12 protein-coding genes and 1 pseudogene are annotated in these 22,620 nt (G+C 65.2%); 6 read left to right on the forward strand and 7 right to left on the reverse strand.

Annotated features, from left to right (window positions below; translation table 11 throughout):
• Positions 1 to 7 precede the first annotated feature (7 nt).
• The 6 genes and pseudogenes from C6V82_RS01990 (at position 8) to C6V82_RS02015 (ending at position 7,074) form a co-directional block, all read left to right on the forward strand.
• A complete protein-coding gene (locus C6V82_RS01990) occupies positions 8 to 820 on the forward strand; it encodes a helix-turn-helix domain-containing protein (protein WP_102589215.1) in 813 nt (270 codons plus the stop codon).
• A 134-nt stretch (positions 821 to 954) separates the two neighbouring features.
• Positions 955 to 1,860, forward strand: a pseudogene (cysD, locus tag C6V82_RS01995) (sulfate adenylyltransferase subunit CysD); the annotation flags it as partial.
• Positions 1,860 to 3,764 (forward strand): sulfate adenylyltransferase subunit CysN, encoded by a 1,905-nt coding sequence (cysN, locus tag C6V82_RS02000; protein ID WP_102589217.1) that lies wholly within the window; start codon positions 1,860 to 1,862, stop codon positions 3,762 to 3,764. The pseudogene cysD and the gene cysN, both read left to right, overlap by 1 nt.
• 29 nt (positions 3,765 to 3,793) lie before the next feature.
• Positions 3,794 to 4,588 (forward strand): 3'(2'),5'-bisphosphate nucleotidase CysQ, encoded by a 795-nt coding sequence (cysQ, locus tag C6V82_RS02005; protein WP_102589218.1) that lies wholly within the window; start codon positions 3,794 to 3,796, stop codon positions 4,586 to 4,588.
• Between the two features lie 171 nt (positions 4,589 to 4,759).
• Positions 4,760 to 6,175: a cytochrome P450 gene (locus C6V82_RS02010; RefSeq protein WP_229843068.1), complete on the forward strand. Its 1,416-nt coding sequence runs from the start codon at positions 4,760 to 4,762 to the stop codon at positions 6,173 to 6,175.
• Positions 6,172 to 7,074 (forward strand): lysophospholipid acyltransferase family protein, encoded by a 903-nt coding sequence (locus tag C6V82_RS02015; protein ID WP_102589220.1) that lies wholly within the window; start codon positions 6,172 to 6,174, stop codon positions 7,072 to 7,074. Before C6V82_RS02010 ends, C6V82_RS02015 begins: the two co-directional genes overlap by 4 nt.
• Positions 7,075 to 7,084: 10 nt before the next feature.
• Here the strand turns inward: C6V82_RS02015 and C6V82_RS02020 are convergent, their stop codons facing one another.
• The 7 genes from C6V82_RS02020 to C6V82_RS02050 all read right to left on the reverse strand — a co-directional run bounded on the left by C6V82_RS02020 (position 7,085) and on the right by C6V82_RS02050 (position 22,616).
• The gene (locus C6V82_RS02020; protein WP_102589221.1) at positions 7,085 to 8,431 is read right to left on the reverse strand and encodes an aminotransferase class I/II-fold pyridoxal phosphate-dependent enzyme; all 1,347 of its coding nucleotides are present in this window, start codon (positions 8,429 to 8,431) and stop codon (positions 7,085 to 7,087) included.
• Complete coding sequence (locus C6V82_RS02025; protein ID WP_102589222.1) at positions 8,428 to 15,951, reverse strand: type I polyketide synthase; 7,524 nt, start codon at positions 15,949 to 15,951, stop codon at positions 8,428 to 8,430. The genes C6V82_RS02020 and C6V82_RS02025 overlap by 4 nt, the downstream gene beginning before the upstream one ends.
• On the reverse strand, positions 15,948 to 17,627 hold the full coding sequence (locus tag C6V82_RS02030; RefSeq protein ID WP_102589223.1) for an LTA synthase family protein: 1,680 nt from the start codon (positions 17,625 to 17,627) through the stop codon (positions 15,948 to 15,950). Before C6V82_RS02030 ends, C6V82_RS02025 begins: the two co-directional genes overlap by 4 nt.
• Before the next feature lie 4 nt (positions 17,628 to 17,631).
• Positions 17,632 to 18,420: an SDR family NAD(P)-dependent oxidoreductase gene (locus C6V82_RS02035; protein WP_102589224.1), complete on the reverse strand. Its 789-nt coding sequence runs from the start codon at positions 18,418 to 18,420 to the stop codon at positions 17,632 to 17,634.
• Positions 18,417 to 19,658 (reverse strand): capsule biosynthesis protein, encoded by a 1,242-nt coding sequence (locus tag C6V82_RS02040; protein WP_102589225.1) that lies wholly within the window; start codon positions 19,656 to 19,658, stop codon positions 18,417 to 18,419. Before C6V82_RS02040 ends, C6V82_RS02035 begins: the two co-directional genes overlap by 4 nt.
• Position 19,659: 1 nt before the next feature.
• A complete protein-coding gene (locus tag C6V82_RS02045) occupies positions 19,660 to 21,678 on the reverse strand; it encodes a capsular polysaccharide biosynthesis protein (RefSeq protein ID WP_102589226.1) in 2,019 nt (672 codons plus the stop codon).
• Positions 21,679 to 21,824: 146 nt separating this feature from the next.
• The gene (locus tag C6V82_RS02050) at positions 21,825 to 22,616 is read right to left on the reverse strand and encodes a FadR/GntR family transcriptional regulator (protein WP_102589227.1); all 792 of its coding nucleotides are present in this window, start codon (positions 22,614 to 22,616) and stop codon (positions 21,825 to 21,827) included.
• Positions 22,617 to 22,620: the final 4 nt, after the last annotated feature.

Consider the following 22,620-nt stretch of genomic DNA (forward strand, 5'->3'; position numbering starts at 1 on the left):
TCTTTCATTGGCTACCAAACATTTATCGCCTGAAGTTCTCAATGAACGCCGCAAGCAAGCGGTGAGGCTGCGCCTGGATGGCCATACTGTGAAGGATGCCTGTGAGCGCACAGGGCTTTCCGCACCGACCGTATCGGCTGCCTGGAAGGCGTTTCGGGAGGGTGGCTGGAAGGCGGTGCCGGTTCGCCAGCGGGGGCGGGCCAAGGGCCAGGCCAACGTGCTCGATGCCAGGCTTCGCGAGGCGCTGGGGCAGCAATTGCTGTGCTTGCCACCCGCGCCCCTGCCCGGATGGACGAGCAGAGCGCTTGCCGACTGGTTGAATGGTGAACAGCTGAATGCCGAATGGTTGAATGAGAAACCCGACGCGGCGGTGACACCAAGAGCCATCGAGCACTGGTGGGAAGGCGCGGGGCTCAAGGTCAACCCGCTGGCGCTCGATGCACTGGAAAAGCGGCGCAACACGGCGGGCCGCTGGTACCGCCAGCAGGTGTTGCCGGTGCGTGAGTCGGTGGAACGAGAGGGCGGCGCCTTCTGGCAGGGTGGCGTTTGCATGGTGAAGCCGTGCGCCGAATCGCCTGGCCGGGTGGCCGTGTACTGGCACGGCAAGCGTGGCGCGCTGCACCTGCGCACCTTTGAATCACCGCCGAAGGCCAATGACTACATCGCCATGTTCGAACGCCTTCTCGACAAGGCCCACGGGCCGGTAGCCGTGGTATTCCATGGCGCGGCGTTCGACAAGAGCCCCGAGATCGGCGAGTGGCTCGAACGACATCCATCGATGAGGCTGATAGCCGTACCGGCAACACAAGCCGGAAGCTAGAAGAGCGGCGCTTCGCGCCTGGAAGCTTGAAGCTGGAAGAGTGCCGCTTCGCGGCATACCCCATAAGGGGCGCTGTAGAGAGGTTTTCTTCCAGCTTCTAGCTTTCAACTTTACTTAAGAAAACTTCAGGAAATGCCATGACCTCACTGACACACTTACAGAGACTGGAAGCGGAAAGCATCCAGATCATGCGCGAGGTGGTCGCGGAAACCGAGAATCCAGTGATGCTCTATTCGGTGGGCAAGGATTCGGCGGTAATGCTGCATCTGGCCCGCAAGGCCTTCGCGCCGTCGCCGCCGCCGTTTCCGCTGCTGCACGTGGATACGCGCTGGAAATTCCAGGCCATGTACGAGTTTCGCGACAACATGGCCAAGGAAGTGGGCATGGACTTGCTGGTGCACATCAACCCGGAAGGCGTCGAGAAGGATATCAATCCTTTCACCCATGGCTCGGCGATTCACACCGACGTGATGAAAACCGAAGGCCTGAAGCAGGCGCTGAACAAGTACGGCTTTGATGCCGCCTTCGGTGGCGCGCGTCGTGATGAGGAAAAATCGCGGGCCAAGGAGCGCGTGTTCTCGTTCCGTACCGCCCAGCACCGCTGGGATCCGAAGAGCCAGCGCCCGGAGCTCTGGAAGCTGTTCAACACCCGCAAGCACAAGGGTGAGTCTATTCGCGTATTCCCGCTCTCCAACTGGACCGAGCTGGATATCTGGCAGTACATCTACCTGCAGAACATCCCGATCGTGCCGCTTTATTACTCCGCCGAACGCCCGGTGGTGGAGCGTGACGGCGCGCTGATCATGGTCGACGACGACCGCATGCCGCTGGAGCCAGGCGAGGTGCCGATGATGCGCAGTGTGCGTTTCCGCACGCTGGGCTGCTACCCGCTCACCGGCGCGATCGAATCCGACGCCGACACCCTGCCGGCGATCATCCAGGAGATGTTGCTGACCAAGACGTCCGAGCGCCAGGGCCGCGTCATCGACCATGACAGCGCCGCCTCCATGGAAAAGAAAAAGCAAGAGGGGTATTTCTGATGGCTCATTCATCCGACATGATCGCCGGCGACATCGAAGCCTACCTGAAATCCCACGAACACAAGGGGCTTCTGCGCTTCATCACCTGCGGTAGCGTGGACGACGGCAAGAGCACGCTGATCGGCCGCCTGCTGTTCGAATCGAAGCTGCTGTTCGAGGATCAACTGGCGGCCATCGAAGCCGATTCGAAGAAGTTCGGCACCCAGGGCGCCGATATCGACTTCGCGCTGCTGGTCGATGGTCTGGCCGCCGAGCGCGAGCAGGGCATCACCATCGATGTCGCCTACCGCTTTTTCTCCACCGACAAGCGCAAGTTCATCGTCGCCGACACACCGGGGCATGAGCAGTACACCCGCAACATGGTGACGGGCGCTTCCACCGCCGATGCGGCGATCCTGATGGTTGATGCGCGTCATGGCATCCTGACCCAGACCCGCCGCCACAGCTTCCTGATGTCGTTGATCGGCATGCGCCATGTGGTGGTGGCGATCAACAAGATGGACCTGGTCGATTATTCGCAGGCGCGCTTCAACGAGATCGCCGAGGAGTACCGCGAATTCGCCAAGCAACTGGGTCTCGAGAACATCACCTTCATTCCGATGTCGGCGTTGAAGGGTGATAACGTCATCGAGCACAGCGCGAAGATGCCCTGGTACCACGGCACCACGCTGATGGGCTACCTGGAGACCGTCGAGGTCGATGACGAGCGCCTGCAGCGCGAGCCGATGCGCATGCCGGTGCAGTGGGTCAACCGCCCGAACCTGGATTTCCGTGGTTTCACCGGCATGGTGACGAGCGGCGTGGTCAAACCGGGCGATGCGATTCGCGTGCAACCTTCCGGCAAGTCCAGCACGGTGTCGCGCATCTATACGTTTGATGGTGACCTCGACCAGGCCGTGGCGGGGCAGTCGGTCACTCTGTTGCTTGCCGACGAGATCGATATCTCGCGCGGCGATGTGATCTCGGGGGTCGACAAGCCGGCGCAGACCGCCGACCAGTTCGAGACGACGCTGGTGTGGATGCACGAGCAGCCCCTGCTGCCGGGCCGCCCCTACCTGATGAAGCTCGGCACCCAGGTCGTCTCGGCCACCGTCACCGACATCAAGTACGTGATCAACGTCAACACCCTGGAGCATACCGCCGGCAAGCAGCTGGACCTGAATGGCATCGGTATCTGCTCGCTGAGCCTCGACCGTGCCGTGGCCTTCGACCCCTACAAGGAGAGCCAGGACACCGGGGGCTTCATCCTGATCGACCGGATGACCAACAACACGGTGGGTGCGGGCATGCTGCATTTCGCCCTGCGCCGTAGCCAGAATATTCACATGCAGCATGTCGACATCGACAAGGATGCCCGTGCGCGCGCCAAGGGCCAGAAGCCAGCGGTGCTGTGGCTGACCGGGCTTTCGGGCGCCGGCAAGTCGACCATTGCCAACCTGGTGGAGAAGAAGCTGCATTCCGCCGGTCAGCACACCTACCTGCTGGATGGCGACAACGTGCGCCATGGGTTGAATCGCGATCTCGGCTTCACCGACGCCGACCGGGTCGAGAACATTCGCCGGGTGGCCGAGGTGACCAAGCTGATGGTCGATGCCGGGTTGATCGTGCTGACCGCCTTCATTTCGCCGTTCCGCAGCGAGCGCCAGCTGGCCCGCGACCTGCTGGGCGATGACGAGTTCATCGAAGTGTTCGTCGATACCCCGCTGGACGTGGCGGAAGAGCGCGATCCGAAAGGGCTGTATCGCAAGGCACGGCGTGGTGAGCTGAAGAACTTCACGGGCATCGATTCCGCCTATGAAGCGCCGGAGAATCCGGAGCTGCGCCTGGATACCACCCGGATGAGCAGTGAAGAAGCCGCCGACGCCATCGTCGACCTGTTGCGCCATCGGCAACTGATCGTTTGAAGCCGGAAGCCAAAGGAACAGGACACCCTATGAACTACGCAACACTGCTCGATGCCGTCGAGGTCATCGCTCGCGAAGCGGGCGATGCGATCATGATGGTCTATGCGCGTGACTTCTCCTATCAGGAGAAGGCCGACAAGAGCCCGTTGACCGAGGCCGACAAGGCCGCGCACGAGATCATTGCCCATCGCCTGAATGAACTGTCCATCGAGGGCGTGTCCGAGCCCATTCCGGTGCTCTCGGAGGAGGATGGCGGTGCCTTTGCCGGCATCGATGGCCAGGGGCGCTACTGGCTGGTCGACCCGCTGGATGGCACCAAGGAGTTCATCAAGCGCAACGGCGAGTTTACGGTGAACATCGCGCTGATCGAGCACGGCAAGCCCGTGCTCGGCGTGGTGGTGGCACCGGCGCTTTCCGTGGCGTATCTCGCCGCGCGTGGCGTAGGCGCCTTCAAGGTCGATGAGCAAGGCAAGCGTGAGCCGATCACTGTGGCCGGCACACCCGCCGAAGGGCAGCGCTGGCGGGTGGTGGGCAGCCGCTCCCACCCGAGCCCTGATCTTGCCGCCTGGCTCGAGAAACTCGGCGAGCACGACATGGTGCCGATGGGCAGCTCGCTTAAGCTGTGCCTTATCGCCGAGGGCCAGGCGGATGTCTACCCTCGCCTTGGTCCCACCTGCCTGTGGGACACCGGTGCCGCCCAGGCGGTGGTGGAAGTCGCCGGTGGCCGGGTGGAGACACTGGCCGGCGAGCCTCTGGATTATTCGAGCCCCGACCAGCACCTGAACCCCTATTTCGTGGTGTGGGGCGTGAATCGTGAGTTGTGAGTTGTGAGTTGTGAAGGGTGAGTTGTGAGTCGTGAAGGGTGAGTTGTGAGGTGTTAGGGGTTACTACTCACCAGCCCGAAGGGCGCTCACTACTCACAAGCGCAGCGCTCACCAGCGCGAAGCGCGCACGTTTGGGTTAGCATGGCGGCTGTTTTCACTCGGGGGACACCTGTGAGTCAAGCGACGCGAGCGGCCAAGATGGCCCCGGTGGCGGTGCCACTGCCCAACGCCGAGACCAGTCTGGTCAAGCGGATGGGCATGGCCCACCAGAACCTGCTCTCGGTATGGCAGGAGCGGGACTATCGGGCCAAGAGCATCCGTTTCAAGATGCTCAATCAGGACTATGTGGTCTGCAATAGCCCGCAGAGCGTGCGTCATGTGTTCCTGCGTGAGCATGACAACTACGACCGCAAGAGCCCGCAGATGCGCAATGCGCTGGAGCCGCTGCTGGGCGATGGCCTGTTCGTCAGCGATGGCGACCTGTGGCGCCAGCGCCGCCGGGATTGCGCCCCGGCCTTGAGCAACCAGTTGCTGCCGGCCTTCACGGAGATCATGACCTCCTCCGCGCGGGAGACCGCCGAGCAGTGGCGGCAGCTCCCCGCGGATCGGCCCGTGGACATGCTTGGGGAGATGGCGCGGCTTACCGCCCGGATCATCGGCAGGACGGTGTTTGGGGACGATACCCGGGAGGAGGAGGCCGACCAGGTGGTGGCCGGGTTCACCGAGTATCAGCGCCAGGTCGAGCAGTTGGATCTCGGCAGCACGCTTGGCATGCCGTTTCTGAACCTGCTGGGCAACCCCGTGCGCCGCCACAGGACGCGTTACTCGGCAAGGCAAGTGCATGACATCATCGACCGCATCATCGAACGCCGTGGCCAACGGCCCGACGCCGAGCGGTTCAGCCTGATCGACCGCTTTATGCAGCGCGGCCAAGCACAGGGGCCGGGTGGTAAAGAGGGCGGTTGCCCGTTCAGCCGGGCGGCGGTGCGCAACGAGGCCGTGGTGATGTTCATGGCGGGCCATGAAACCACCGCCAACGCGCTCACCTGGACCTGGTACCTGCTCGACCATGACCGAGAGGTGATGACGCGCCTGCAGCAGGAACTCGACGATGTACTCGGTGGGCGAGACCCGACGTTCGACGATGTCGACCGGCTGCCCTACACCCGCGCGGTGTTCGAGGAGGCCATGCGGCTCTATCCGCCGGTGCCGTTGCTGAGCCGCCAGGCCCGTGCCGAGGATTCCGTGCACAATCGCGAGGTCAAGCCCGGCACCATCATGATGGTGCTGCCCTGGTTGCTGCACCGCCATCGGCTGCTGTGGGATGACCCGGATCATTTCGATCCTGAGCGTTTCATGCCCGACCAGCCTCGTCCCGACAAGTTCGCCTATCTGCCGTTCAGCGTTGGCCCACGGGTATGCCTGGGCAAGCGCTTCGGCCTCTACGAGGGCATCCTGTGCCTTGCCACCCTGGCGCAGCACTTCACCCCGCGCCGCGTGCCCGAGCATGAGGTCAGGATCGAGTGCCGCCTGACCCTGCGGCCGGCCGGCGGGATGCCGATGTTCCTGGAACGGCGCGCCGCATGAAGGCCGAGCCCCCTACGCTTGCGGCGCGTGCCGAATACGCCATGGCACTCGGCATGCGCTTTCTGCCCATCGCCTGGGTGTCGGCCCTGGGAGGCTATCTCGGACGCCGTTATGTGCGCCGCGCGCAGCGGCTGGAGCGGCGCTGGGTCGCGCGCCTGCTGAACAATCTCGATTACCTGAAAGGGCCAACCGATCAGGCACAGCGGCGGCAGCGCCTGCTGGCCTATGGCGATCAGGTGGGCCGCGTGTATACCGAGCTGACGGTGCTCAAGCGGATTCTCGATTCCTCCCGTTTTCGGGTCGAGGGTGAGCATCACCTGAGGGGCCATGAAGGCCCGCTGATCCTGGTGGCGCCGCATCTGGCCAACTGGGAGTTGCTGGCAGGCGTGCTGACGCTGATCGATAAGCCGCTTGTCGATCTTTACGAGCCACGCGAGAGCGAGCTGCGCATGCGGATCGCCATGCGTACCCGGCAGTCGCTGGACGGCGTAGAGGTCGAATGGGTGCCCACCGATTCCGGCATGGCGATGCGCCGCGTCAAAGCGGCTCTCGCACGTGGGAATCACACCATGCTGTTCTGCGACGAGATTCGCCAGGGGGTCTCCCAGGGGCCGTCACTGGGGCGTGAACTGCCCTATGCCGGCAACCGCTGGATGGCGGCGCGACTGGCCGTGCGCCACGGCGCCACGATCGTGCCCATGCGTATCGTGCGCGAGGGCGGGGCACACTTCACTCTGCGCATCGAGGCGCCTCTTGCCGCTGACCTCGCCGCCAACCCGGACGCGGATCCCGACATGCGGGCCCGCGAACTGGCCAACAAGATCGACACGCTGTTCGACGGCTGGGTGCGCGAACACCCCGAGCATTGGTATTGGCTCAAGGATGTCAGGGTCTTTTGAGGAAAGGATGTCAGGGTCGGTTGAGCGATAGCTCCTCGGCCAGCGCCTCCAGCGTCTGGTCGATCTGTTCGTGGGTGTGCTCGCAGGAGAGGAAGAAGCGCAGGCGTGCGCTCTTTTCCGGCACGGCGGGGTGCAGGATGGGCTGCACGTTGATGCCACGCTTGAACAGCGCATGGCATAGCCCGGCGGCGAGCGGCGAACTGCCGACGATCACTGGTACCACGGCGGCGCCAATGCTGTGGCCGGTATCCAGCCCCATGCCGCGGGCCTGCTCCAGGAAGTAGCGCGAGACGGCGTGCAGCCGGTGTACCCGCTCGGGCTCTTCGCGCATCAGCTCCAGTGCCTTGAGCGAGGGAGCGGCCACCTGGGCGGGCAGGCCGACGCTGTAGAGAAAGCCGGGAGCCAGGTAGCGCAGCGTTTCGACCATCGGACGCGAACCGGCGATATAGCCACCGCACCCCGCCATGGCCTTGCTCATGGTGCCCATCCAGATATCCACGTCGCCGGCGGGTACATCGAAATGCTCGCGCAGGCCCAGGCCATGCTCCCCCAGCACACCGAAGGAGTGCGCTTCGTCGACCATCAGCCATGCCTGGTGGCGCTGCTTGATGTCGATGAAGCGCGGCAGGTCCGGCACGTCGCCGTCCATGCTGTAGAGCCCTTCGATGACGATCAATACGCGTTCGAACTGGCCGCGATGGCGGGCCAGCAGCGCCTCCAGGGCACCGGCGTCGTTGTGCGCAAAGGAGATGCGCCGCGCGCCGGAAAGCTGGGCGCCGACCAGCGAGCTGTTGTGGATGTACTCGTCGTGAAGCACCAGGTCCTTCGGCCCCATCAGGTAGCCGAGGGTGGAGACATTGGTGGCGTGGCCACTGACGAAGGCCACGGCATCCTCGACCTGGTAGGCATCGGCAATAGCCTGCTCCAGTTCGCCATGGATCGGGCGCTCGCCCGATACCACGCGGCTGGCCGAAACCGAGGTGCCATAGCGTTCCACGGCGTCCCAGGCGGCGCGGTTGACCCGGGGGTCGCCGGAAAAGCCCAGGTAGTTGTAGCTGGCGAAATTCAGGTATTCGCGGCCATCGATCACCGAGGTGGCCCCGGCATTGCCTTCGTGAACCTTGAAGAAGGGGTCGGTGAGGCCAAGCCTGCGCGCCCCTTCGCGCATCATCTCAATCTGCTGATAGCCAGGGTGCGCATCGAAGCGCGTGAAGCGTTCGGGCACCGGCTGGCGTCTGGCCGGCCCGCCAGGCAAGGACCCGCCATCGCTTGCCGTTGGCTCCGCCGCGCGTGGCCGTCCCCGCTTGAGGGCCTGGGTCAGCAGCTGCTGCTTGAGGTCGGCGCGACGCTCACTCATCGTGCGGCACCCTCCACGGTTTCCTCGTCGGCTTCGAGCCCGTCGGCACCGTGGCGGGCGGCGAGGGCGGCCATGTCGTCGGCGCCGGCTTCTTCGTCGTGATCACCCGCGTTTTGCTGTTGCAGCTTGTGGATCAGCACGCCCGCCAGCTTGTCGAGGGTGGAGGCTTCGCTGAGCACCATCACCGGCACCTGGATACCCAGGCGCGATTCGATGGCGGTCATCAGCTCCACGCCCATCAGCGAGTCGAAGCCCATGTCGTAGACCGAGCGGTTGAGGTCGATCTTGTCCTCTTCGATCAGCAGGATGCTCGCCAGCTCGCCGCGCAGCAGGTCGGTCACCGCGCCGTGCAACTCCTCGGGGGAGAGGGTGGCAAACAGCTCGGCGAGGTTGTCGCTTCCGTCGTCCTGACGGCCATCGTCCTCGGCTGCCCGGGCGATCTCGTTGAAGCGCGGGCTCTGAGCGGTGGGCAAAAAGCGCGCCAGCGCCCCCCAGTCCAGCTCCAGCACCCCGAGGCTTCGGCCGCCTTGCTTGCCATGCACCAGCAGTTGCTCCAGCACGCGCAAGGCGTCGTCGGAACGCAAGGCAGAGCCGCCCAGGCGTTCCTGCAGGGCATCCCGCGTGCGCGTGTTGCGGGCCAGGAAGCCGACGTCCTCGATGGCCCCCCAGCGCAGGCAACTGGCGGGAAGCCCACGCGCGCGGCGGCTGGTGGCCAACGCCTCGAGCCAATGGTTGGCGGCCACGTAGTTGGCCTGGCCAGGGTTGCCGAACAAGGTGGTGGCCGAGGAGTACATGACGAAGAAGTCGAGCGACTCGTCACGGGTCAGGGCATCCAGGTGACGGGCACCGTCGATCTTCGGCGCGAGCACGCGGCGGATGCGCTCGGCGTCGAGATTGCGTATCAGGCCATCGTCGATCACCGTGGCGGCATGCACCACCCCGCGCAGTGGCGGCATCTCGGCGCGGCATTCATCGAGCAGGGCGGCCAGCGCTTCGCGGTTGGTGACATCGCAGGCGGCGGCCTTGACCGTCACGCCCTGGGCTTCGAGCTCGGCAACGCCGGCTTTGGCTTCGTCGCTCACCGCGCCGCTGCGGCTGACCAGAATCAGTTGGCGGGCGCCTCGGCTGGCGAGCCACTGGGCGGTCTTCAGACCGAAGCCGCCCAGGCCGCCGGTGACCAGATAGCTGGCATCGGCGTGCAGGGCCAGGGTGTCGCTCGACAGGTTGCCACCCTGGATGTCGGCGCTGAGCGCCTGCTCGTGGGTGACCACCACCTTGCCGATCTGGCGGGCCTGCTGCATGTAGCGGAACGCCTCGACCACCTGCTGGGTGCTGAACGCCGTATAGGGCAGGGCGCTGAAGGTGCCGTCGTTGAACAGCGCCATCATTTCGCCGAACAGCTGGCCGGTCAGCTCGGGCTGCTCCTTCATCAACTGGTCGGAATCGATGCCGAAGTAGCTCAGGTTGTTACGGAACGGACGCAGCCCGATATGGGTGTTCTCGTAGAAATCGCGCTTGCCAAGCTCCAGGAAGCGGCCGAACGGGCGCAGGGCACGCAGGTTCTGGTTGATCGCCTCGCCCGCCAGGGAGTTGAGTACCACGTCGACCCCACGGCCATCGGTGGCGTCGAGGATCTCCTCGGCGAAGGTCAGCGAACGCGAGTCGTAGAGACGGTCGATGCCCATCAGGCGCAGGAAGTCGCGTTTCTCGGCCGACCCCACGGTGGCGTGGATCTCGGCGCCCAGCCACTGGGCGACCTGGATGGCGGCGATACCCACGCCGCCGGCGGCGCCATGGATCAGGACCTTTTCGCCCGGCGCCAGGCGCGCCAGGTGCTTCAGGGCGTAGTAGACGGTGAAGAAGGTGGTGGGAATGGTCGCGGCGGCGGCAAAGCCCACCCCTTCGGGCAGCGGCGCGATGGCGTGCTGGCTTGCGATCAGCCTGTCGCTGAAGCTTGCCGGGCCGAAGCCGACCACCTCATCGCCCACGGCGACGTTGCCGACGCCAGGCCCCACGGCGGAGACGGTGCCGGAGAACTCGAGCCCCAGGGTGGGGCCGGCGAAGCCGTTCTCGATGGCTTCGTCGGAAAGCAGCCCCAGGGTGTACATCACGTCGCGGAAGTTGAGGCCGGTGGCCTGTACCTGGATTTCCACTTCCCCCGTGCCGGGCTTGGGTAGCGGCGCCGCGGTCCAGGCCAGGTTGCGCAGTTGGCCCGGCATCGCGAAGCCGAGTGTCATGGCGGTGCGAGCGGTGGCCGATGCCGGCTGCTCGGGGCTGGGCGCCGGCAGGCTACGCAGACGTGTGGCGAAACGCTTGCCCGCCTCGTCCAGCACGATCTCAGTCTCGGCATCGGGCTGGATCAGTTCATCAAGCAGCGCCTGGAGTACCGCCGGTTCGAGTGTGTCGCCGGCTGGCAGGTCGAGCAGACGCACCGCGTAGCCAGTGGACTCGTTGGCGAGCGAACGGCCGAAGCCCCACAGCGCGGCGTCCAGGGGCGGGGAAAGGGAAATCGGGGACAGACCCCCATTTCCCTGCTGGGAAGAAATGGGGGTCTGTCCCCAATTTCCCCACATGCCCGCTACACCACGCGTGATCAGCCACAACGAAGCCTTTTCGCCGAAGGGTTCCAGATACTGTGCCCACTGGGCGGCTTGTTCGCAGCGGGTATCGCCCCTGCGCAGGTCGATGATGGTCGGGGCGGCTTCCTCGGCCCATGAGGAGACGACCCGCGCTTGTTGGCCATGCTGTTCGAGCGCCTGAGCGAGCTGTTCGGCCACGGCCAGGCTTTCAGCGTCGGCTACCAGCTGGTAGGAAATCGGGGACAGACCCCCATTTCCCCACTCGCCTGAAATCGGGGTCTGTCCCCGATTTTCCAGACGGGCGTAGAGCAGGTAGGCGCCGCGGCTTTCGTCTTCCAGGGGGATCGGCTGAATCTTGCTGGCTCCCAGGGCTTCGAGCGTGGCGATGACCTCGGCCTGCTCGGTGGCATGCAGGGTGGTGCCGTCATCGTGCAGGCCGGGGGTGGCCAGCAGGGTGTCGAGCCAGGCGCTGGGATGTACGCCAAGTAGCAACAGCTGGGCACCGGGCGCCAGGCGCTGGGGCAAAGCCTGGAGCAGACGGCGGTTACGCTCGCGGTGGCTGACATCGAGGCTGACCAGAGCGAGTTGCGCCGGGTTGGCGTCGGCATCCAGGGCGTCGAGCCTTTCGATATCGATCAGCGGGTGGCGCTCCTGAAGCTGCTCGGCGTGGTGCCAGGCGTGGTCGCCCACCGTCAGGATGCGGTAGTCGCAGCGGTCGGGGTCGAGCAGGTCGCAAAGCCGCTCGCCCAGGGCCGGGGCGGCGGGGCCGGCTTCGAGCAGGCGCAGGCGCTGCCCGGCGGGAAGCTTGGCGAGCACGTCCGGCAGTGCCTCGTACAGCACGCCAGCCAGTGCCTGCCAGCCACGGGTGTCGATCAGCTGGCGGTTGAGCTGCGCCAGGACATTGGCGTCAAGACCCAGGGTCTCGGCATCCTCACGGCCTTCCAGCATCGCCGGCAGGTGCAGGCCCAAACGCCCCATGCGCTGCACCGGGGCGAAGTAGTCGGGGTAGTCGCGTACCAGAAGCTGCCAGATGGTGGCGGCATCCACGCTGTCGTCATCGTCGACCAGCGCCCAGCCCTGTTCGCTTTCCACCAGTCGCTCGTTGTTGACCAGCAGGCGCAGCAGCTGGTCGAGCAGCGGTTGGCTAGCGAAGTGGTGGCGGGTCAGCTCGCGGTAGCGGGCATGGCTGAGGTGCGACCCGCCGGCCAGTTCGCGCAGTGCCTGGGCGGCGAAGGCGTCGGTCAGGCTATCGAGCAGTGGGTCGACCTCGGTGGCGTAGCGCTGGCCGGTGAGCCTGGCGAAATCGTCGATCAGGTGGGGCATGGCGGCATGCAGTGGCGCCAGGTCGAGCGCGGTGGCGTCGAGGTGGCGCGGCGCCGGGGTCAGCTCGACATCCAGGTAGCTGAAGCGCTGATGCAGTTGGCGCTTGAGCCGGATCGCCTTGAAGCGGGTTTCGCTGAGCACCGCGATGGCGCGGCCCTGGGCATCAAAGAGCTCGAAGTCGGCGGTGAAGGAGTGCGGCGAGCGCTTGCCCATGCGCGCATGGGCGAGTACCGGGGTGCCGGCACCGGGCTGGAACTGCACGCGGCCGACGCGCACCGGCACGAAGGCCAGGCCATCGGTATCCAGGCCACGCGCTCGCGCCTCCAGGGCCAGCAGCGGGATGAACAGCTGGAAGGCGCTGTCGAGGATGCCGGGGTGCAGGTGCAGGGCGTCGAGGCTGGCACTCAGGGTGTCGTTCAGCGCGATGTCGCCGATGACGCTGTCGCCTTCGACCCAGGCCTGGCTGATCGCCTGGCAGGCCGGACCGTAGTGCAGGCCCAGTTGCTCGGCCATGGCCAAGTGCTCGGCCAGGGTGACGTCGGCGTCGCGGGCCGGGCGTGGCGGTGCCTGGCGGCGCAGCAGGAAGCCACGGCTCTGCTGCATGACGCGGGCCACGGCGTTGAGCTGCCAGTCGCTGCCGGTCACCGGCTCGCGGGAGTGGATCTCCACGCGGCCATCTTCCGCGTTCAGGTGCACCCTCACGCGACGCCCGTTGGCGGAATCGAGCAGCAGCGGGGCGCGGATCTCGAGTTCTTCGACATCGACCAGCGGCGTCTCCTTGCCGTGCTGGGCGGCGGCCAGCGCCAGTTCGACGAACCCGGCACCCGGGAATACCGCGCCTTCACCGACCACATGGTCGGCAAGCCATGGCACTCGGCCGGTATCCAGCTGGCTCTCCCAGGTATTGGCCTGTTGGGCAAGCCGGTAACCGAGCAGGGGGTGCTCGTAGTAGCGGTTGAGCAGGCCCTGGCCATCGCTGGTGCCGGCCACCCAGTAGCGTTCGCGCTGCCACGGGTAGCGGGGCAGTTCGACGAAGTGTCCCACCACTGGGAAATGCCGCGAGACATCGAACTCGATGCCCGACAGCAGCGTCTGGCCAAGCGCGTCCTGCATGCACTGGGCGGCGGGTTTGTCGCGTGCCAGGGTACCGATAACCAGGCCGTCACGCTTGTGTTCGCGCAGCGTGTCGGTCAGGTAGCGGCGCAGGATCGGGTGGGCGCCGATCTCGATGAAGACGTTGATGCCGTCGTCGATCAGCGTCTGTATGGCGGCTTCAAAGAGCACCGGCTTGCGGATGTTGTGCCACCAGTAGGTAGCGCCGAGTTCGCTGCCAGTCAGCACCCCGCCGGATACCGTGGAGACGTAGGGCAGGTGCGTCTCGCTTGGTGAGATGGCGGCCAGCGATTCGACCACACCGCCTTCGATGGAGTCCATGGCTGGGCTGTGGAAGGCGTAGTCCAGCGGCAGGCGCTTGGCGAAGGTGCCCTGCTCGCCGAGCCGTTGCTCCAGGCGCTCGAGCACGTCCGGGGCACCGGCGAGGGTGACGCCGTTGGCGCTGTTGACGCCGGCGAGGTGCACACCCTGGTAGGCGGGGTCGGCGAGCACCTCGCCGATGGCCTCGGCGCCCATCGCCACGGCGGTCATCTCGCCCTGGCCACGGGTCTTGCCCTGATAGTGGCTGCGGTAGTAGATGACCTTTACGGCGTCGGCGAGACTCAGCGCCCCGGCGGCCCAGGCGGCGGCCACTTCACCCACGCTGTGGCCGGTCACCGCGGTGGCTTCGATGCCGTGATGACGCAGCAGGGCGGTGATGCCGACTTGTACGGCGAACAGCGCCGGTTGGGCGATTTCGGTGAGTGCCAGGCGGTCGCTGCCATTGCGGCCCTCGAGTTCGGCGCGCAGCGAGAAATCGCCATGCTGCTGGAAGAGCGCATCGACTTCGTCCACGGCGGCGGCGAACACCGGGGCGCTCGCCAGCAGCTCGGCACCCATGGTTTCCCACTGGCAGCCATTGCCGGCATAGACGAAGGCGGGGCCTTGGGCGTTGGGCAGGCGTTCGCCGCGTGCCACGCCCATGGCCGTTTCACTGGCTTCGGGGTCTGCCCAGGCGGCAAGCATTTCCGCCGCCTGGGTCTTGGTCTCGGCGTACAGCAGAGCACCTTCGCGGTGATGATCGCGATGCATCTCAAGGGTATGGGCGATGTCGTAGAGGCTGGCATCGCTGCGCTTCAACCACTCGGCGAGCTCGCCGGCCATGGCTTTCAGCGCCGGTTCGCTGCGTGCCGAGAGCCGCAGCGGCAGCTCACCGTGGGGAGCGGCGTGGGCCGACTCGGCAGCGCTCGGTTCCGGCGGGCTTTCAAGAATCACATGGGCGTTGGCGCCACCGAAGCCGAAGGAGTTCACCCCCACCACCAGCCGGCCTTGCGGCTTGAGCGGATGCGCCTTGGTGACCACGCGCAGGTTCCACTCGTCGAACTTGATGCGCGGGTTGAGCTTGCGGATGCCGATGGTCGCCGGCACCTCGCGGTGCTGAACGCTGTACAGCGCCTTGGCCAGGCCCGCCACGCCGGAAGCGGTTTCCAGGTGGCCGACATTGCTCTTGATCGAGCCGATGAGCAGCGGCGTGGTGCGGTGCTTGCCCAGCGCCTCGCCGATGGCGCGGGTCTCGATGGGGTCGCCCACCGCGGTGCCGGTGCCGTGGGCTTCGAGGTAGTCGATTTCGTCCGGCGAGATGCCTGCCTTTTCATAGGCCTGGCGCATCAATGCGATCTGCGCCTTGGGGTTGGGTACCGTCAGGCCCGACTTGTGGCCGTCGGTGTTGACAGCGGAGCCCGCCACCACGGCGAGGATCCGATCGCCATCGGCCACCGCGCGGTCGTAGTCCTTGAGCAGGAACAAGCCCGCGCCTTCGGAGCGTACGTAGCCATTGCCGGCCTCGTCGAACACCTGGCAGCGCCCGGTGGGCGAGAGCATGCTGGCCTTGGAGAAGATGATGAAACCGTAGGGGTGCAGGTGCAGGCTGATGCCGCCGGCCAGCGCCATGTCGGTCTCACCGGCACGAATCGCCTGGCACGCCTGGTGGAAGGCCACCAGCGACGAGGAGCAGGCGGTGTCCAGCGACATGCTCGGGCCGTGCAGGTCGAACACGTAGGAGAGCCGGTTCGAGGCGATGCTGGAGGTGTTGCCGGTGGCGGTCGAGGCGTCGATGGCCTCGAGGTCGTCGGCCATGCGGTAAGAGTAATCGAGGCTCGCCACCCCGATGAACACGCCGCACTGGCTGCCGCGCAGCCGCGAAGGCAGCACGCCAGCATTTTCCATGGCTTCCCAGGCCAGCTCCAGCAGCATGCGTTGCTGCGGGTCCATGTTGGCGGCCTCGCGCGGCGAGATGCCGAAGAACCCGGCATCGAAGCCGCTGATGTCGCCAAGGCTGCCGGCGGCGAAGGTCACGCTGGTGCCGGGGTGGCGCTTGTCGGGATGCTGATAGGCATCCTGGCTCCAGCGGTCTTCGGCGACACGGGTCACCAGGTCTTTCTCGGCTTGCAGGTCCTGCCAGAACGTTTCAGGTGTGGTACCAGGGAAACGATGGGCGGCGCCAATGATGGCAACGCGTTTAGTCATTCTTGCTCCTGATGGTTCTGGGTCTGCCCTACTGCATCTTGTGGATCACATACACCTTGATCACATTCATCATGTCGATCACTTGCACCATGTCGATCAATTGCATCACGCTGATCGCCCATCTCCATGACCCGTTCCAGCAATGCCACGCCTAGCATCGATACGTCGATGGGCTCGGCATGGATGCGAGTCTGCGGTATCGCGCTCGTGCGACTCGACCAGATGGCGTAGCTCGTCTCGCCGCTGGGCTCGCCAACCTGTTGGTAGAGGGCTGGCATTATCGGTACATGGTCACCATACCAGCAGAGCACCCCATGGCGTGAATGCGGCGTTGATGGCACCAGTGCCGTGCGCAGGAGATCCAGCATACCGTCGGCATTGCGCAGGTGACGCAGGTAGACGCGCAAGTCGTCGGTGGCGGCGTGTTGCCCCGGCTGGGCGGTTCCCTCGAGCGCTTCCAGCGTCGGTGCGTCCGGCGGTATGGGGCGTTCCAGGTGCAGTGGCCCGTGATTCTCCATGGTGATTACGAATACGAATAACGGCTCATTATCGCTGTCCTTGAGCAAGGTTCCAACCTTGTTGGCAACGGCAAGGTCGGCAATGTACTGCCCATCGCGTTGATTGTCGGAAAAATGTGCTGAATCAATGAACTCGTCGAACCCCAAGCGCGGCATCACCCGGTCACGCAAATAGAAGCTGGCCGGGTAAGGGTGCACGCACACGGTGTGGTAACCAAGCGCCTTGAAGCGGGCGACCAGGTTGGGTACCGGCCGGCGCGCCAACTGGCGATAAGGGTTGAAGCGGTGGATGCCCAGCGCCTGTTCGTCGAGGCCGGTGAGAAAGGCGCATTCGGTACGCACCGTGTTGGCACCCCAGGCCGGTACTTGCAGTGACCCCTGGGCCAGGGCATCGCGTTTCAGTGCATCGAATGCGGGCAGCAGGTCGCCTGGCACGCCCGGGTGCCAGGGGCGAGGGTCGAAGAAGGATTCGCTTTGTACCGCGACGACATGCGGCAGGTGGGCCTGTTCGGCGTCTGGGCGCGCCTTGGGCGCGGCAAACGGCGAGTCCAGCTGTTCGGTGTCGAGCGGCGTGAGCGCAAGCCGGCCATAGGCCCAGAGGGCGCTGGCAAGGCCGAGGCGTTCGAGGTCTTGCTGGGGGTTCAGGGTGCACTTGGGCAGATGACGAAGTCCCCACCACAGCAGCGGCACGGCGGCGACCGACAGCATCGCGCAGGTGGCCAGGAATGCCGTGGCGCCATGGCGGGTGGAAAGCGAAGGCTCGAACCACAGGAAGGCGGCGATGGCGAGTGCACCCGCGGTGCTGGCGGCAATCGCCAGCGCAATGCCGAAGAACGGCACGTAGAGCCTGGGGTGCAGGATGGCATCGAGGAAATACTCGAAATCCTGGCAGATGAACGGCTCGCGCAGGGTGGTCGATTTGGTGTTGCTCGATTGCACCACCACCAGTTGCAGCGAGGCGATCAGCACCAGAGCAAACCACGGCCTCTGGAGCACCAGAAGGCACAACGCGAATAGCGCAAGCCAACTGCCGAGATGCACGGCCAGGGTACTGGGCGGACGCCGCCAGGGCGCTGGCACCGGCGGTCGCAACAGCGCCTCGATGATCAGGGTGACCGCCAGGCCAACCAGCAGCGGCGGCAACCAGGCGCCTAGCATGCACTCATTCCTGCTGGCTCCTCGGGCGGCGTGTATAGCCGAGCTTGCGCAGCAGCCATTGGGATAGGCCTGCCGGCAGTACGGCTAGCCACCAGCAGCCGACATTGAGCGGGAACGGGAAACTGATGCGCGCCTTGTTGGCCGCCACGCCCGCCTTGATCACCCGGGCGGCGCGCTCGGGCGCCCACAGCCACGGTTTCGGGCCCGGCATGCCATCGCACATCGCCGACTCGACATATCCCGGCATCACCACGCTGACGCCCACGCCGTGGCGGGCCAGCCAGCCGCGCAGGCCTTCGCCAAAGGCCTTGATGCCGGCCTTGCTGGCGCTGTAGCTCGGCGTGATGGGCAGGCCATGCCAGGCGGCAAGCGAGCTGATGAACACCAGTTGACCCGAGCCGCGCGCCGCCATGCGCGGGGCCAGGGTATTGGCCATGGCCATGGGGGTGCGCAGGTTGATGGCCAGCAGGTCGCTGACCTCCTGCCAGGGCTCGAGTTCGCCTGGCTTTCGGCCCACGTGGGTGTTGCGGCCGGCATTGGCGATCACGATGTCGGGAAGCCCTCGGGAGGCGAGGTCGTCAAGCCAGGCATGCAGGGCCGAGTCATCGGTGAGGTCGACGCTTGCGAGCTCGACCTCGGCACCCCGCTCGCGACACTGGCTGGCCAGGGCGTCGAGCACCTCTTGCTTGCGGCCATGCAGGATCAGCCGGGTTCCAGGCTCTGCATATTCGCGCGCCAGGGCGCCGCCGATGGCGCCGGTGGCACCGGTGATCAGTACGCAACGTGTGGTCACAAGCCAATCCCCAGCAGTTTCTCGAGTGGTGAGCGTTCGGCTTCGAGTACCCGCGAGGCGTTCTCCACGGCAAGCTCGATACCGGGCTGGCAATAAAAGCCACCGTTGAGCTGGGTGGCATGAATGACCGTATCACGGAAACAGCGATACAGCCTGGCATCAGGCTTGGGTGGCTGGTGCCAGAACTCGTCCAGTTCGCCCTGAAAGGTCAGGCCCGCCATATGGTAGATGGGGTCGCTCAGGGCCATGGTCGGCGTCTTGTGGTGGAGGGAGACAATACCCACGGTGCTGTTGACGGTAACGGTGCCGGCGGCGTGCTTGAGCAGCACGTTGAGGTTGCCCGATTCCAGGTAGACGATACGTCCCTCCAGCCCGTAGTAGCGCTGGAGCTTGCGGATGCACCTGGCGTAGTGGGAAAGGCCCATGTCCAGCGGGTGATTCTTGATGCACAGCAGGGCATCGCTCGGTGCGTGTTCGGCGAAAGAGCCCATCACCCGGTCCATCACTTCCTGCATGTTGGCGAACGGCGAATGGTCGCGGATCTGGGCATCGCTGTTGAGCTGCAGGGGCAGCATGTAATACGGGCGCTTGCTCGCCACCAGGTCAAGGATACGCTGAGCGTCCTGTGCTTTCCAGAAGCGTAGCTGGGTGAAGCGCTTGATGTAACCCGCGTACTCCACCGGGGCGGTGATCGGGGCATGGTTGCGATAACGCGGAAACATCACGGGATTGGCAAGGCTTGCCAGGTGGTATCGCACGTCATGTACGGCACGCACCTTGAACGGTGACTGGAACTCGCGGGGAGAGGGGGCCTTGGGCAACGCCTTGCCGGTGTCGAGATACCAGGCGGGGTCGCGGGGCAGCAGCGAGTGACCGTTGACGCCGTCGCGCTCCAGGGTGATCCAGTGAGGACGAAAATAGCCTTCCTCGAAGACATGGTTGCGCACGCCCGCCGCCTTGCCCCGCTCGATGGCCGGGCGGTGCACCGGGCGGCGATCGCCGAAGATCAATTGGTCGGTGATGGCGTGGCGCTGGTAGAGGCTGTCGAGAAACCCGGGCAGCTCGGAAAGCGGCGCCTTGAAGGCCACGGCCTTGCCGGCGTCGCGTGACCAGTAGAGGGTGTCGCCGCCATTGAAGTGCACCTTGGTGACATGATGACCATCACGTGTCAGACGCTCGCCAAGCTGCTGGTAGAACGGGGAACAGACCCCTTGGAGAAACAGAAATGAGCGTGCCACGTCAGCGCCTTCCAATGAATGTATTGCGGTACCAGCGATACAGCCATGTCTTCAGCGAAGGCGACGCACCGCGCGCGCGCTGCTTTTCCAGCAGCGTCACAGTGGTTTCGGCATTGCAGAGCTGGCCGGAGGCAGGATCCACATACCCCGGGTAGAGTAGCAGGGTGCCTGCCACCAGCGCATCCAGGGAGAGCTTGCGCTGCCGCCGGGGATTGTGCTGGCGGTCCTCGGTGAGCCCCCAGCCGGCGTAGAAGGGCATGCCGTAGGTCGATACCCGTCGACCGCGCAGCAGGGCCTCGAAACCGGTCAGCGAGCTCATGGTGTGAACCTCGTCCACCACCTCCAGCAGGTCGCTGATGGCAACCGTGCCGACATCCAGGTCATACAGGCGCCTGGCGGTATCGTCGAGCAGGCCGACCCGCGCCCCGGTAAGCACGTCGGGATGGGGCTTGTAGAGGATGCAAGCATCCGGGTGGCGCTCGCGCACCGCCGCGAGCAACGCGCTGTTGGTGCGCACATCCGGTGAGCCGCGCTGGATCGAGGCGTCGGTTTCCACCTGGCCGGGCACCAGTATGCGGCGCTTGCCCTCTGGCAGGGCCGGCAGTTGCTGGCCCGCCACGTTGTACTTGGAGAGCTTTAGCCTGACCAGCCGCTCGCGCAGGGCGGCGGCGCGTGCCAGCAGTTCAGCGTCGAAGTCACTGTCGTTGAGCAGTCGTTCCAGGTCGCTGGGCTGGCCGGGGTCGTAGTAGATGCCCTGGCTGTCGAGCACCAGCGACAGTGGCCGCGTGAGATCCGTGCCGAGCCCCACCGAGCGAATGAAACCATCCTCCATGCGCCAAAGCGAGAGTTGACGGGCTTCGCAGTCGTTTTCCAGCGCTGTATCGACCTGGCTCGACCAGGCGAGCAGGTTGTCGCCGGGCTGTCCGGCGTGGGCCGCCTGGGTGAGCGTGTCGTGGTGGGTGACTTGCGCCGACTTGCCGAGGAAGTCGTCGACGAACCCGCGCTTCCATTCCGTGAAGGCACCGGCGTGCCAGTTGCCGGCCAGGCGCTGGTGCTGGCGGCGCTGATCGCTGATCAGTGCAATGGTCGACTCGAGAGTGGTGGGTTCACCCGTGTAGGGGTTGGCGTAGCGGCTATAGCGCAGGAAGGCGGCGGCGAACACCTGGGCCAGGCTGCGCTCGACTGCGCGGCGCGGGCAGTTCTGTCGATCGCGGGTGAGCCCCCAGCCGGCATAGAACGGCAGGCCATGGCAGGTCACTGGCTTGCCGGCCATAAGCGCCTCGAAACCGAGCTGACTGGTCACCACATGCACGGCATCCACGGCATCGAACAGTGCCCAGGGGTTGACGTCTTCGCCGATCAGCTGGCAGCGCGGGTGCTGGCGTGCCGCCTCCAGCAGGTGCCCCTGCTTTTTTCCGGCGATGACATCCGGGTGCACCTTGACGAGTATATCGGCCTCGGGATGCTCGGCGAGGGCACATTCGAACATGGAGTCGAAGGTGTCGGCATCGGCAACGCCATACTGGATCGAGGCATCGCCACGAGTCTGGTCGACCACCAGCACGCGCGGCCGGTCGCAGGCATGTAGTGGACGATCCGGGGCATGGTTGTACTTCGACAGCCGATGGCGGGCCAGCAACGCCATGGCGTGTTGCGCACGGGCCAGCTCGTCAGCCGAAAACGGTGCCTCGCGGATCAGGGTTTCCAGGTCGGATGGGCGCGAGGCGTCGTAGTAGATGCCGCTATGATCCACCACCAGGCTGTGGGTGTGATAACCATCGGCGCCAAGGCCCAGCGAGCGCAGGAAGCCATCTTCCAGGGCGATATAGGGCAGGGCGTGTTTCCGTGCGTATTGCCTGGCGGGTTCGGAGGTCGGTTTCAACCCCCAGCCGATCACCGCATCGACTCGCTTGGGCCAGCGCGACAGTTGGGTGAACCGTGTGAACTCGGGAAGCAGCGGAGCCAGATTGTTCATGCGGATGATGCCGCTAAGTAGGTAACCTGCTGTCTGGCCAGCCATCGAGTGTTCCCGCAGTGTGAATATCGCACCCGTCTGATCGGGGCGGCGTGATTCGAGGCCCAGAAAAGTACGTGAAAGCGGAGTCGACTTCAATCGTCGACATGCGTTGACATACCTGGTCTGGGCCATTCCGGTGGTGGGTAGCGTCACTCCCTGTAGGTGAGAGTGGTCTCCCAGCTTTCACGGCTAACCGCTATCGCATCCTGAACCTGCTCGGCATCGCCGGCCTTGAACGCCTTGAAGATCGCCTTGTGGTCCTTGAGCGCGGTGGTCGGGTCGGTCTGCATCGAGGTCTCGAGGGCGGCCTCGATCAGTTCCAGCAAGGTCTCTCCGACCCTGATCGTCATCGGATTGTGGGTAGCATGCAGAATCGCCCGGTGAAAGGCCACGTCGTGGTGCGACGTCTGCTCGCCATTGGCTATCGCGGATTCCATGGCGTCGATGCTGCGCTGTATGCGCGCGTGATCCTCCGGTGTTGCGTTGTGCATGGCCTGCAATGTGTAGGCCGGCTCGAACATCTGGCGGAACTCCAGCACATCACGGGTCATGCCGCGCGCCAGAATCATGCCAAAGGCCATGGGGTCGACCAGTGGATCACCCGGCTCGCGACGAATGATGGTGCCCTGGCCACGGCGTACTTCAACGATGCCGATGGCCTGCAGCATCTTGATTGCCTCCCGCACGCTCGACTTGCCGATACCCAGGCTTTGGGTCAGCTCGGTCTCTGAGGGCAGGTAGTCCCCGGGTTTCAACTCGCCACGAATCAACGCGCTCTTGATGCGTTCCAGAATCTGGAAGGCGATGGAGCTGCGTTCTAGCGAGCCGCCGAAAGGCTCGTTGTGTGAAGGGCTCACTTGAGAGGGGCTACCTCTGGATGGGCCGAATCGCGTGATGCTTTCATGCTGAAGTGCCGCGTTGGGCTGTCGTTTGAGGCTCATGCTG

The organism is Halomonas urumqiensis (genome assembly GCF_003028575.1).
GTDB classification, from domain to species: domain Bacteria; phylum Pseudomonadota; class Gammaproteobacteria; order Pseudomonadales; family Halomonadaceae; genus Halomonas; species Halomonas urumqiensis.

Coding starts and splice junctions, on each gene's coding strand:
- C6V82_RS02045 (WP_102589226.1), bottom strand. CDS start 21,678: ATGGCTGGCCAGACAGCAGGTTACCTACTTAGCGGCATCATCCGCATG.
- C6V82_RS02025 (WP_102589222.1), bottom strand. CDS start 15,951: ATGACTAAACGCGTTGCCATCATTGGCGCCGCCCATCGTTTCCCTGGT.
- cysN (WP_102589217.1), top strand. CDS start 1,860: ATGGCTCATTCATCCGACATGATCGCCGGCGACATCGAAGCCTACCTG.
- C6V82_RS02020 (WP_102589221.1), bottom strand. CDS start 8,431: ATGAGTGAGCGTCGCGCCGACCTCAAGCAGCAGCTGCTGACCCAGGCC.
- cysQ (WP_102589218.1), top strand. CDS start 3,794: ATGAACTACGCAACACTGCTCGATGCCGTCGAGGTCATCGCTCGCGAA.
- C6V82_RS02030 (WP_102589223.1), bottom strand. CDS start 17,627: ATGCTAGGCGCCTGGTTGCCGCCGCTGCTGGTTGGCCTGGCGGTCACC.
- C6V82_RS02050 (WP_102589227.1), bottom strand. CDS start 22,616: ATGAGCCTCAAACGACAGCCCAACGCGGCACTTCAGCATGAAAGCATC.
- C6V82_RS02015 (WP_102589220.1), top strand. CDS start 6,172: ATGAAGGCCGAGCCCCCTACGCTTGCGGCGCGTGCCGAATACGCCATG.